General features: G+C 65.5%; 13 protein-coding genes. 6 read left to right on the forward strand and 7 right to left on the reverse strand.

The genetic code is table 11. The features are described 5' to 3' along the window. Positions 1-7 precede the first annotated feature (7 nt). The 4 genes from msrA to tpx all read left to right on the forward strand — a co-directional run bounded on the left by msrA (position 8) and on the right by tpx (position 2,835). Complete coding sequence (msrA, locus tag ABD847_RS06920) at positions 8-643, forward strand: peptide-methionine (S)-S-oxide reductase MsrA (RefSeq protein ID WP_345011343.1); 636 nt, start codon at positions 8-10, stop codon at positions 641-643. Positions 644-778: 135 nt separating this feature from the next. Then, entirely contained in the window at positions 779-1,681 is a 903-nt protein-coding gene (locus tag ABD847_RS06925; protein WP_345011344.1) for a DMT family transporter, read from the forward strand. A 44-nt stretch (positions 1,682-1,725) separates the two neighbouring features. Next, complete coding sequence (locus tag ABD847_RS06930; protein ID WP_345011346.1) at positions 1,726-2,214, forward strand: GNAT family N-acetyltransferase; 489 nt, start codon at positions 1,726-1,728, stop codon at positions 2,212-2,214. Between the two features lie 120 nt (positions 2,215-2,334). Continuing rightward, complete coding sequence (gene tpx / locus ABD847_RS06935) at positions 2,335-2,835, forward strand: thiol peroxidase (RefSeq protein WP_345011347.1); 501 nt, start codon at positions 2,335-2,337, stop codon at positions 2,833-2,835. Between the two features lie 73 nt (positions 2,836-2,908). Here the strand turns inward: tpx and ABD847_RS06940 are convergent, their stop codons facing one another. From ABD847_RS06940 to dgcN, 4 genes are all read right to left on the reverse strand, one after another. Then, the gene (locus ABD847_RS06940) at positions 2,909-3,469 is read right to left on the reverse strand and encodes a gamma carbonic anhydrase family protein (protein ID WP_345011349.1); all 561 of its coding nucleotides are present in this window, start codon (positions 3,467-3,469) and stop codon (positions 2,909-2,911) included. 129 nt (positions 3,470-3,598) lie between these two features. Continuing rightward, a complete protein-coding gene (locus tag ABD847_RS06945; protein WP_345011351.1) occupies positions 3,599-4,459 on the reverse strand; it encodes a D-amino-acid transaminase in 861 nt (286 codons plus the stop codon). A gap of 31 nt (positions 4,460-4,490) precedes the next feature. Beyond that, the gene (gene dgcA, locus ABD847_RS06950) at positions 4,491-5,468 is read right to left on the reverse strand and encodes an N-acetyl-D-Glu racemase DgcA (RefSeq protein ID WP_345011353.1); all 978 of its coding nucleotides are present in this window, start codon (positions 5,466-5,468) and stop codon (positions 4,491-4,493) included. 9 nt (positions 5,469-5,477) lie between these two features. Then, the gene (dgcN, locus tag ABD847_RS06955) at positions 5,478-6,482 is read right to left on the reverse strand and encodes an N-acetyltransferase DgcN (RefSeq protein WP_345011355.1); all 1,005 of its coding nucleotides are present in this window, start codon (positions 6,480-6,482) and stop codon (positions 5,478-5,480) included. Between the two features lie 638 nt (positions 6,483-7,120). On the opposite strand from dgcN, the gene ABD847_RS06960 reads away from it, so the two are divergent. Then, positions 7,121-8,494: an alanine/glycine:cation symporter family protein gene (locus ABD847_RS06960; protein ID WP_345011357.1), complete on the forward strand. Its 1,374-nt coding sequence runs from the start codon at positions 7,121-7,123 to the stop codon at positions 8,492-8,494. Between the two features lie 72 nt (positions 8,495-8,566). Then, positions 8,567-9,658 carry an alanine racemase gene (gene alr / locus ABD847_RS06965; protein ID WP_345011359.1) on the forward strand — a complete coding sequence of 364 codons (1,092 nt, stop codon included), beginning with the start codon at positions 8,567-8,569 and terminating at the stop codon, positions 9,656-9,658. Between the two features lie 88 nt (positions 9,659-9,746). On the opposite strand, the gene ABD847_RS06970 is transcribed toward alr, so the two are convergent. From ABD847_RS06970 to ABD847_RS06980, 3 genes are all read right to left on the reverse strand, one after another. Continuing rightward, a complete protein-coding gene (locus ABD847_RS06970) occupies positions 9,747-10,295 on the reverse strand; it encodes a PEP-CTERM sorting domain-containing protein (protein WP_345011361.1) in 549 nt (182 codons plus the stop codon). A 184-nt stretch (positions 10,296-10,479) separates the two neighbouring features. After that, complete coding sequence (locus tag ABD847_RS06975) at positions 10,480-11,391, reverse strand: DMT family transporter (RefSeq protein ID WP_345011363.1); 912 nt, start codon at positions 11,389-11,391, stop codon at positions 10,480-10,482. 78 nt (positions 11,392-11,469) lie between these two features. After that, positions 11,470-12,264 carry a helix-turn-helix transcriptional regulator gene (locus ABD847_RS06980; RefSeq protein WP_345011365.1) on the reverse strand — a complete coding sequence of 265 codons (795 nt, stop codon included), beginning with the start codon at positions 12,262-12,264 and terminating at the stop codon, positions 11,470-11,472. Position 12,265 lies beyond the last annotated feature (1 nt).

The following is a 12,265-nucleotide window of genomic DNA, read 5'->3' on the forward strand; positions in this document are numbered from 1 at the left end:
AGATAGGATGACCGACAAGACCCAGATGATCGACGCCGCCGGCGCCCTGCCTGGCCGCACCACGCCCCTGATCCTCAGTGGCCACCACTTTGTCTCCGGCCAGCCCATGCTGCCGCCCTACCCCGCCCATCTGGAGCGGGTCTACTTCGCCATGGGCTGCTTCTGGGGCGTGGAACGGCTGTTCTGGCAACAGCCCGGGGTGGTGGTCACCGCCGTGGGCTACCAGGGCGGCTTTACCCCGAACCCCAGCTACGAGGAGGTCTGCTCGGGCAGCACCGGCCACGCCGAGAGCGTATTGGTGCTGTTTGATCCGCAGCTGATCGATTTTGCGGCGCTGCTCAAGCTGTTCTGGGAGCAGCATGATCCCGCCCAGGGCATGGGTCAGGGCGCCGATATCGGTACCCAGTACCGCTCGGTGATCTTCACCACATGTGCCGCCCAGCAGGCCGCCGCCGAGGCCAGCCGCGCCGCCTATGCTCAGGCCATGGCCGCCGCCGGGGATGGCCGCACCATCACCACCCAGATAATCCCGGCGCCGGACTTCTACTTTGCCGAGGAGTATCACCAGCAGTACCTGGCCAAGAATCCCGGTGGCTACTGCGGTCTGGGCGGTATCGGCGTCTGCCTGCCGCCACAGGCGTAACGTCCGCCAGCAAATGTTCCCCGGCGACGCGGTCCCTCCGACTCGCCGGGCGGCCATGCCCGCTAGGCGCGGCTATGCTCAAGCCATCTTATTTGCCCTGAACCCGAGGTCGCCCTGCCATGGGATTTACCGCCAATGCACCTTGATCTCGCCACCCTGAGCAACCGTGGCCCCCGGCTGCGCCTCGCCTTGCTGGCCCTCACCATGCTGGCCTTTGCCGGTAACTCCCTGCTGTGCCGGCTGGCCCTGCAATCCGGCGGCCTGGATCCGGCGGACTTCACCCTGCTGCGCCTGGCCTCCGGCGCCCTGATACTCAGCCTGCTGGTGCGCCTGCGGGAGGGCGGTCAGCGCCGCTTAACCGGCAGCCTGGCCGGCGCCCTCTGGCTGCTGGCCTATGCCGGGGGCTTCTCCTTTGCCTACCTGAGCCTGGGGGCCGCCAGCGGCGCTCTGCTGCTGTTCGGCGCCGTCCAGGGCACCATGCTGCTGGCCGGTCTGGCCCGGGGAGAGATCTTGGGATGGCGACAATGGCTGGGGGTCTGCCTGGCCATCGCCGGTCTGGTGGTGTTGTTGATGCCCGGGCTGCAGGCCCCGCCCCTGCCCAGCGCCCTGCTGATGCTGGGGGCCGGGGTGGCGTGGGGCGGCTACTCATTGCGTGGCCGTCACGCCCGGGATCCCCTGGCGGCCACTGCCGGCAACTTCCTGCTGGCCACCCCTTTGGCCCTGCTGCTCTGCCTGCTGCTGCGCCAGGGGCCCCTGCCGGCGGGAGCCGGCCTCATCTACGCCCTGCTCTCCGGCGCCCTGGCCTCCGGCCTGGGATATGCCCTCTGGTATGCCCTGCTGCCACGGCTGCCGGCCACCCAGGCCGCCACCGTCCAGCTGAGTGTGCCGCCCCTGGCGGCGCTGGGCGCCGTCCTGCTGCTGGGTGAGCCGTTGGGAGGCCGCCTGCTGCTGAGCGCCCTGGCCATCCTGGGTGGCATCGCCCTGGTGATCCGCGCGCCAGCCAGGCATGCTGATACTCAGTCCACATCCCGTCCCTAGTTTCCGGCCCCCCGCCTAACCGCCGGCCTCCCGAGGAGTTCTGCATGCCCCCTTGCGCTCATTCCCCTGTCGTACCGCCGCTGCGCCTGCGTCAGGCCAGCCTGGCCGACGGCCCGCAGCTGGCCCGCCTGGCGACCCAGCTGGGCTATCCCAGCACCGAAGAGCAGATGGCCCGCCGCCTGACCGCCCTGCTGCCGCGCGCCGATCATTGGCTCGGTGTGGCCGAGGCCGGGGAACCGGGACAGGTGGTGGCCTGGCTGCACGCCAGCCTGGTGTGCGCTCTGGAGTCGGATCCCCATGCCGAGATCCTGGGGCTGGTGGTGGACGAACAGTGCCGCGGTCAAGGCATTGGCCAGCAACTGGTGACGGCCGCCAGCCACTGGGCCCGCGGCCAGGGCATGGAGCGCCTCTGGGTGCGGTCCAATCTCGTGCGCCAGCAGGCCCACCACTTCTACCGGCGCCTGGGCTTTACCGACCTCAAGGCCCAGCAGGTGTTCGGCCTGCGCCTCAATGAGGCCGGCTCAGCGGCATAACCCTGCCCTTGCTCCGTGTTTGTTGATCCAATGGGAGCCTATACTGAGTCGTCTAGCCCGCCCTGTGCGGTTTATCGGACCCGGTCCCGCAACACCGGGCCCTCAAAACAAGGAGCATTCATGAGCACCATTACCCTGCAAGGCAATCCCGTCGAGGTAGCCGGTCAATTCCCCGCCGCCGGTCAAGCCGCCAAGCCCTTTAGCCTGGTGAACAAGGATCTGGCGGACGTGGGTCTGGGCGACTTTGCCGGCCAGCGCAAGATCCTCAACATCTTCCCCAGCGTGGACACCCCGGTCTGCGCCGCCTCGGTACGCAAGTTCAACGAGCAGGCCAGTGCCCTGACCAATACGGTGGTGCTGTGCATCTCCGCCGACCTGCCCTTCGCCCAGGCCCGCTTCTGTGGCGCCGAAGGGCTGGACAAGGTGGTCAGCCTCTCCACCCTGCGTGGCGCCGCCTTCCTGGCCGACTACGGCGTGGCCATTGCCAGCGGCCCGCTGGTGGGCCTGGCCGCCCGGGCCGTGGTGGTGCTGGATGAGCAGGACAAGGTGATCTACAGCCAGCTGGTGTCTGAGGTGACCGAAGAGCCGGACTACGCCGCCGCCCTGGCCGCCCTGGCCTGATAAGCTCAGCGCCCAGCAAAAAGGCTCCCAAGGGAGCCTTTTTTATTGCCAGCACGGCATCACACAACCGTCATCAGAACTCGTTGGACAGGGCCTTGTAACCGCGCACCAGATCGATGTTGGTGTGGGCCACGTCTTCGGAGAATTCGGTGGCATCGGCGGTGACCCGGGGAATGGTCTCCAGATCGGTCTGCGGGCCGATGCGGGTGGTGGACGGCACATAGAAGCCGGGGGGCAGATCGCAGCCGTCCACCACGGCGTTGTGGCGCACCACGCAACCTTCGCCAATCTTGCAGTTGAACAGCACGCTGTTGAAGCCCAGGAACACCTTGTCCCCCACTTCACAGGGACCGTGGACGATGGAGCGGTGGGCGATGGAGCTGAACTCGCCTATGGTCACGGCACCGCCAGACTTGGAGTGGATCACCACCCCGTCCTGGATGTTGGAGTTGGCGCCTATGACGATGGGCTCCATTTCGCCGTGCTCATCCACCTCGTCGGCGCGGATCACCACGTAGGGCCCCACAAACACATTTTCCTTGATGATGACCTTGCCACAGATGATGGCGGTCTTGTCGACGTAGGCAGACTCGTGGATCACCGGCTGATGGCCGGAAGGGTTCTTGCGTATCATCTTGCTGCTGTCCTTTTTAGGGGAGGGAAGCCGCCGCCCGACAGGTCAGTGGGCGACGGCAACTCAGCTTACGCCTCCCCTGCGGAGGGGAGAAGCCAAAACTGGTCTATCCCCTTCTCCACATGGGTATTACCCTTGGGTGGACTGCTCGGCCAGTTGCAGATAGCGCTGGCGCAGACGCAAGGAGACAGGCCCCGGTTTGCCATCACCAATGGTCTGACCATCTATGCTCACCACAGGCCACACCACTGTCGTGGCGGAGCTGATGAAAGCCTCCTTGGCGGCCAGGGCTTCGGCGATGGTGAAGGCCCGCTCCTCCACCTTGATGCCGCCATCGGCCGCCAGCTGCATCAGCGCCTGGCGGGTGATGCCGTGCAGTATGTCGTTGCTCAAGGGTCGGGTCACCACGGTACCGTCGGCGGTGACGATATAGGCGTTGCTGGAGCTGCCCTCGGTGACGAAGCCATCCTCCACCAGCCAGGCGTCATCGGCGCCACGGGCGTGGGCCAACTCCTTGGCCAGACAAGGGGCCAGCAACTGGACCGTCTTGATGTCGCGGCGATGCCAGCGAATGTCCGGCAGGCTCACCACGTGGATGCCGGCACTGGCCTGGGGTGCATCCTTGAGCGGCCTGGCCTGGGTGAACAGCAGCAGGGTGGGCGACAGATCCGCCGGGGCGCAGAAGTCCCGATCGCCGGCACTGCCACGGGTCAGCTGCAGGTAGATGCCGCCTTCATGCAACTGGTTGCGGATCAGCAGCTCTTGGTGAATGTCCCGCAGCTGCTGCTCGCTCACCGGCAGTGTCAGTCCCAGCTCGGTACAGGAGCGCTGCAGGCGGGCAAAGTGGCCGGCAAAGTCGATGAGCTTGCTGTTCAGCACGGCGGTGACTTCGTAGACGGCATCGGCGAACAGGAAGCCGCGATCAAACACCGAGACCTGGGCCCGGTGCTCTTCCAGATAGCGGCCATTGAGATAAACGATACGGGTCATGATGAAATTCCTTCTTGTTGGTGGCGATGGCCTAGCCCCACAGGGCGGCCTCACAGGGTTGCATCAGGGCGCCGTCGTAGGCGAACCCATCGGGGCGGTCGGTGGCCAACAGCAGGGGGCCGTCCAGATCCACCACCCGCACCCCCTGGGCCAGCACGAAGGCCGGCGCCATGGCCAAGGAGGTGGCCAGCATGCAGCCCACCATGATCCCCAGCCCCGCCGCCTCGGCCTCGGCCTTGAGGGCCAGGGCCTCGGTGAGGCCGCCGGTCTTGTCGGTCTTGATGTTGATGAGATCATAGCTGCCCAGCACGGCCGGCAGGCTGCTGCGATCGTGGCACGACTCGTCGGCACACAGGGGGATGGGACGCGGCAGGGTCGCCAGCAGCGCCTCCTGCCCGGCGGGCAGGGGCTGCTCTATCATCGCCACCCCCAGGGTGGCCAGCTCAGGCACCAGCTCCCGGTACAGAACCTCATCCCAGCCCTCGTTGGCATCGACGATGATCCGCGCCTCGGGGGCGCCGCGGCGCACCGCCGCAACCCGGGCCAGATCCCCGGCCCCGGCGAGTTTGAGCTTGAGCAAGGGGCGCCAGGCATGCTGGCGGGCCACCGCTTCCATGGCCTCTGGCGTGTCCACCGACAGGGTGTAGGCACACACCTGGGGGGCCGGCGCACTCAGGCCGGTCCGTTGCCAGATCCGCTGCCCCGACTGCTTGCACTCCAGATCCCACAGGGCGCAATCGATGGCATTGCGGGCGGCGCCGGCGGGCAGCCGCTGTTGCAGCGCCTGCCGACTGAGGCCCTGTTCCAGGGCCGGCAGCAGTTCGGCGATCTCCGCCATCACCCCCTCGACGGTTTCACCGTAGCGGGCGTAGGGCACACACTCCCCCCGCCCCACGGCGGCCCCGTCCGTCAGTTCCACCACCACCACCCGGGCCTCGGTGCGGGCCCCACGGCTGATGACGAAGCGGCCGGCGATGGGCCAGGACTCTTCAAATACCCTTGCCTGCATGGCGTCTCCTTACAGGGCGTCTATGATGCGATCCACACCCTGGCGAACCGGATCGACGGTGGGCAAGCCGAACTTGGCCTCAATCTCGGCCAGCAGGGCCAGGGCCTCGGCCTCGGCCAGCTTGGCGGTGTTCACCGAGATGCCGACGAAGCAGGCGGCCGGGTTGGTCAGCCGGGCGGTGAGCAGGTTGGCGGCCATGCAGGTCTCCAGATCCGGCACGGCGTACTCGGGCAGGCCGCGCATGTGGCTGCGGGTGGGTTCGTGGCACAGCACCAGGGCATCGGGCTGGGCACCGTGAATCAGGCCCGTGGTCACCCCGGCGAAGGAGGGGTGGAACAGGGAGCCCTGCCCTTCGATGAGATCCCAATGGTCGGCGTCGTTTTCCGGGCTCAGCCACTCCACGGCACCGGAGACGAAGTCGGAGACCACGCAGTCCACGCTGACCCCGGCGCCGCTGATGAGGATGCCGGTCTGGCCGGTGGCCCGGAAGGTGGCCTTCATGCCGCGCTCCTGCATGGCCTTCTCCAGGGCCAGGGCGGTGTACATCTTGCCGCAAGAGCAGTCGGTGCCCACCGGCAGCAACCGCTTGCCGGCCCGCTTGCGACCATTGGCCACGGCGAAGGTGCGGGTGGGATGACGCACATCGAACAGGGCACGGCCCAGGCGGTCGGCGGTTTCCTTCAGCTCAGGCACGTCGGACAGGCGGTTGTGCAAGCCGGCGGCCAGATCCATGCCCAGCTCCAGGGCCTCCTTCAGCAGGGCGATCCAGCCCGGGGCTATGATGCCGCCGCGGTTGGCCACGCCGATCACCAGGGTGCGGGCACCGGCGGCCCAGGCCTCGGCCAGGCTCATCTCCGGCAGGCCACAGTCGGCCTGGCAACCCGGCAGGCTCAGCTGGCCGACACACAGATGGGGGCGCCACTGCTTGATCCCCAGGGCCACCTTGGCGGCCAGGGCATCGGGGGCATCGCCCAGAAACAGGAGGTAGGGTTGCGGGATGATGGACTCACTCATGTTGCGCTCCTTGAAAAGAGATGACCGCCAGGCCTTCCTTGCAGTCCGATTGTCTAGGTTTCACAACAGATACAGCAGCCATCATGCCAATTCTGTATATATCTGGTGATCGATACTAAATTTTGTCAGCATTAAAAAATTAAACGCCAGGCAATATTCCCGTGATTCGGCTTCTCAGCATCTTCTGCCGAGATTAGAGAAATAATCAGATTAAGTTCTGATGATTCAGAGGATCATCCTGGCGTGACCCGACGGGGAGTAAACCTCACAATGCAACAAAATAGCCCACCATTTTGTAGCAACACCACCAAAGTTGCCCATGTCGCCGCCAAATCACCGAGATAACCACTGGCAAACTCGCTGCAAGACCAGACAATATCTGGCTTGGCGCCCGATTGTGGCCAGGATGGCGCAGAGATGGCACCGTAGCGACAACACCACAACAGCGCTAATCGCCAGAGTTTTATTCCATATCATATTGATATATTGAAATGATATATCGTCATTTTTTGTTTGCCAGTTTGGCCCGAATGTTGCGAAGGCTGGTAGAGTGATGGGTTCCTGCTGGCTCGCCCGGCAGGCTGCAGTTCCCCCACAGTCCCCCTGAACTAGATGAAGAAGAAAAGGAGCGTTCCGCCATGGAGGCAATCACCTCATTTATCAACACCCTCAACGGCATCGTCTGGGGCGTCCCCATGCTGGTGCTGATCCTGGGGGTCGGCATCTTCCTGAGCCTGGGGCTCAAGCTGATGCCGATCCTCAAGCTGGGCACCGGCTTCAAGCTGCTGTGGCAGGGCCGCCAGTCCAGCGACAAGGGGGAGATCCCCCCCTTCCAGGCCTTGATGACCGCCCTGTCCGCCACCGTGGGCACAGGCAACATCGCCGGGGTAGCCAGCGCCGTGTTCCTCGGCGGTCCGGGTGCCCTGTTCTGGATGTGGATGACCGCCCTGGTTGGCATGGCCACCAAGTACGCCGAGGCGGTGCTGGCCCTGCACTACCGGGAAAAGGACAAGAACGGCGCCTACGTCGGCGGCCCCATGTACTACATCAAGAACGGCATGGGGGCTAAGTGGGCCTGGCTGGGTGGCCTGTTCGCCCTGTTCGGCGCCCTGGCCGGCTTCGGCATCGGCAATACTGTGCAGGCCAACTCCATGGCCCAGGTGCTGAACACCAACTTCGGTGTGGCCCCCCTGACCGTGGGGCTGGTGACCATGGTGATCGTGGGCCTGGTGCTCATCGGCGGCATCAAGCGCATCGGTAAGTTTGCCGGCGCCCTGGTGCCCTTCATGGCGGTGGCCTATATCCTGGGCAGCCTGGTGGTGTTGGCCATCAATGCCCAGGCCCTGCCCGGCGCCTTTGCCCTCATCTTCCAGGAGGCCTTCACCCCCACCGCCGCCCAGGGTGGCTTCGCCGGTGCCAGCATCTGGATGGCTATCCGCTTCGGTGTGGCCCGGGGCATCTTCTCCAACGAGGCCGGCCTGGGCTCCGCCCCCATCGCTCACGCCAGTGCCCAGAATCAGGATCCGGTGCGCCAGGGTCTGGTGGCCATGCTGGGCACCTTCATCGACACCATCATCATCTGCACCATGACGGGTCTGGTCATCATCAGCGCCGGCAGCTGGACCAGCGGTGAAACGGGGGCGGCCCTGACCTCCCTGGCGTTCTCCTCTGCCCTGCCCAGTGCGGGCAACTATCTGGTGGCCATCGCCCTGGCGCTGTTTGCCTTCACCACCATCATCGGCTGGTCCCTGTACGGCGAGCGTTGCGTCACCTACCTGTTCGGCGTCAAGGCGGTGCTGCCCTACCGCATCCTCTGGGTGCTGGCCATTCCGGTGGGCGCTGGCATGAACCTGGATTTGGTGTGGCTGGTGGCTGACACCCTGAACGCCATGATGGCACTGCCCAACCTCATCGCCCTGCTGGCCCTGAGCCCTGTGGTATTCCGCCTGACCCGTGCCTACTTTGGCGAAAACGATAGCGACAATGCGTTGGCCGTCGAGGCCGCCGACTAACCCGCGTGGCCACCCGCGCCCTGTGGGTGGCCCGCTTTCTCTTCACCTCTGATCTGTTGTACAGGAGGTTCCATGCTTACCGCCGAAGCCAGCCTGGATCTGGCCGCCCTGCGTCATAACCTGCATGTCCTGCGTGGCCGCGCCCCCGGCGCCAAGCTGGTGGCCGTGGTCAAGGCCGATGCCTATGGCCATGGGGTGGCCGGCCTGCTGCCGGCGCTGGCCGAGGCCGATGCCCTCGCCGTGGCCCGCCTCGAAGAGGGGCTCCATCTGCGCAAGCTGGGAGTGACGCGCCCCATACTGCTGCTGGAAGGGTGTTTTTGCGCCGCAGATCTGCAGCTGGCCGCCCAACAGGAGCTGCACAGCCTGATCCACAGTCCGGAGCAGCTCGCGGCTGTGCTAGCTCACCCCCTGCCCAAGCCGCTGCATGCCTGGATCAAGCTGGATACCGGCATGCACCGGTTGGGCTTCTTGCCGGAGCAGCTGGGCGACATCCACGCTCAGCTGGCCGCCTGTCCCTGGGTGGCGGACGAGATAGGGGTCGCCAGCCACTTCAGCTGTGCCGACGAGCCCGGCTCCGCCAGCACCCAGACACAGCTGGCCTGCTTCATATCGGCCACCGCGGACTTCCCTGGGCCCAAGAGCCTGGCCAACTCCGCCGGCCTGCTCTATTGGCCCGGCAGCCAGTTCGACTGGATCCGTCCCGGCATCGCCCTGTACGGCATAGCGCCGGACGGCCAGCGCTGCGGCGCGGATGAAGGGCTGCGCCCCGTGATGAGCCTCCGTTCCCGGCTGATCGCGGTGCGGGATCACCCCGCCGGCGCACCGGTGAGCTATGGGGAGAAGTGGTGCTCGGATCGCCCCACCCGCCTAGGCGTGGTGGCCATGGGTTATGGCGACGGCTACCCGCGCAGCACCGCCAGCGGCACCCCTGTGCTGGTCAATGGCCGCCGGGTCCCCCTGGTGGGCAGCGTCTGCATGGACATGCTGATGGTGGATCTGGGGCCGGATGCCCAGGATCAGGTGGGGGATCCCGTGCTGTTATGGGGCCCGGAGTTGCCGGTGGAAGAGGTGGCCCGCCATACCGGTACCATCCCCTATGAGCTGGTGATCAAGCTCACCCCCAGGGTGGTGCGCACCTACCGGGATTCGGATCGGGAGCGTTAAGCGCCGCCGAGCCAACGAAAAAACAAAAGGCGCCAATGCGCCTCTTTGTCCAGGCAGGTCCCCCCGCCGGTCACACACACAATGCGGTTTAAGCCGGCAGCGCCATGCCCGCGCCCCGACGTCGACGGGAGAGCCCCAGCAAGGCACCGGCGCCCAGCAACAGCAGAGCCCATTGGCTGGGTTCGGGGACGGCAGCTGTGAGGGTAGGCAAGGTCGCTTCGAATCCAAGTGAATAAGCAGACTGAATCGTCATATAGCTTACTCCTGTGAACAAGGTGCCTGGCAGCAGATCCGTATCCAATGACCAGGACATGGATGGCCAAGACCAAACCTGACGCATGCTGTAGCTCTGTATTAGGCCTGAAGCACCGTAGACTGCGACATTCACAGCATCGAATTCGTAAAAGGAATTAGCTTCAAAGCTGTTGAAGCTAAACAAGCCATTGAGGTTACTGAGTTTCACCAACGAATTGACATATTCTGAGTCCGCAGCAAAAAGCCCGTCCGCAAAGTAGTTTCCCCCGCCAATCAATGCCCCTTCGGTGGTACTGGCCACAAAGCCATTATCCAGATACAGCACATCCGCCCGGGCCACGCCCATGGTCAGCAGCAACCCCAACATGATCTTCTTTAACACGTTCATATCTCCAATTGACGCCCATCATTGGGCGGTCACAGCCTAGTCGGCTGGAGACAGGGTGCAACAAAAATCCCGCGTCCTTGGCGCGGGATCACAAAAGATTCAAATGAGAAGGTTTTCCTGAGGGCGATCCGCTCGGCCCTGGGTGCCCGAACCCGTCCGCCGACGCAGATCCGGCAGGCTAGCCCACCTCCGGCACCGCCTGAGCCTTGCGCCCGGGCCGCCATTGCCCCAACAGCACGCCCCCCAGGATCAGCAGGGCCGCCAGACCCTGCAGCGGACTTAAGGCCTCCCCCAGGGCCAGCCAGCCCATCAGAATGGCCAGCAAGGGCACCAGGTTAATGCTCATGGCCGCCTCGGCGGCGGGCAGGGTGCGCATGGCCAGGTTATACAAGCCGAAGCCCCCCAGGCTGACGATGCCCCCCAAATACAACACGCACAGCCAGGCCGACCAGGGCACCTGACTCCAGTGATCCGTCCCAGCGAGCCAGGCCCCCGGCAGGAAGAAGAGGATGCCCAGCAGGTTCTGGCTGCCGGTGAGCCACCAGGTGTCGTAGCGGCTGCTCATGCGCTTGAGGATCACCATGTAGCTGGCGATGCAGAGCATGGCCAGCAGCTGCAAGCTGTTGCCCAACAAGGGATTGGGGGCCGCCTGATCCGCCGAGGCCCCCAACGAGAGCAGCCCCACGCCGATGAGCGAACAGCACAGCCCCAGCAGGGCCGGCAGGCTCAACCGCTCTTTGAGCCACCACCAGGCCAGCAGGGCGACAAACAGCGGCGCCATGGCGGCTATGGTGCCGGCCTGAGCCGAGGTGGTAAACCGAATGGCCTGGGTCTCGCAGGTAAAATAGATGCAGGGCTGCAACAGGCCCAGCAGCAACAACCAGCGGCCATCCCCCTGACGGTAGGCCGGCTTAGGCAGCCGGCGCCAGAAGGGCAGCAGCACCAGGGACGCCAGCACCATGCGCAGCCAGATCAGCTGATTGGGGGAGAAATAACTCAGGGAGGTCTTGGTGGCGGCATAGGAGCTGCCCCACAGCAGCACGGAGCCTGCCAGGGCCAGCCAGGCCCAGCCGCGGGTCATGGTTTGCATCTTGTACTTACCTGTACAACGTAAAACAGGCGGCCATGCTAGCAAGGGTGGCGGAGCGGATCTGGTACGAAATTGTCGTCACAGGCCCTTTTGGTACTGGGCCGGGGTGGCGCCGACGATGGCGGTGAAGTGGCGAGTGAAGTGGCTCTGATCGCTAAAGCCCAGCTCCACCGCCACCTGAACTATGGGCGCGCCGGCCCGCAGCGCCGTCTTGGCCAGCTCGATGCGCTGCTGCAGCTGATAGCGGTGGGGCGGCAGCCCCAGCTCGGCGCCGAACCGCCGATTGAGATAGGAGGGACTGAGCCCCAGAGCCTGACTCAGATGGGTCAATGAGAGCTCCTGGGGCTGGCACAGCAGGGCCTGAGCCCGCGCCAGCCAGGGGCTGGGCGTCCTATCCGCCGACGGCGACTGGGCCGGCCAGCAGGCCAGAACCTCGGCCATCTGCGCCAGCCAGCCTTGCCGCCATTCATCCAGCGACTCGCCGCGCTGCAGCAAGCCGGGCAGGCGAGTCGCCAAGGCCCGCAAGGCGGCAAACGCCTCCGGCTGCGACCAGACCACCTGGCAGGGCGACCGGGCGGTGAGCCCCGGCAGCCAGACCGGATCCAGATAGAACATCCAGTAGCCCAACGGCGCCTCCCCCTGGGGATTGCAGTCGTGCACCGCCTGGGGCGGGATCAGCACCAGATCCCCGGCCCCGGCCTGCCAGCAGGCCTCCCCCAGCTCGAAGTGGGTCTGCCCCTCCAGCACCAGCCCTAATGACCAGACCGGATGGGTGTGGCGGGCGAAGGTCTGGCGGGCATAGCGGGCCCGGCGCAGCTCCAGCCCCGGCAGGGCCGGGGTGCGCCAGAAACGGACTTGGCGGCGCAGGCTCATC

The organism is Pseudaeromonas paramecii (assembly GCF_039540575.1).
Taxonomy (GTDB): domain Bacteria; phylum Pseudomonadota; class Gammaproteobacteria; order Enterobacterales; family Aeromonadaceae; genus Pseudaeromonas; species Pseudaeromonas paramecii.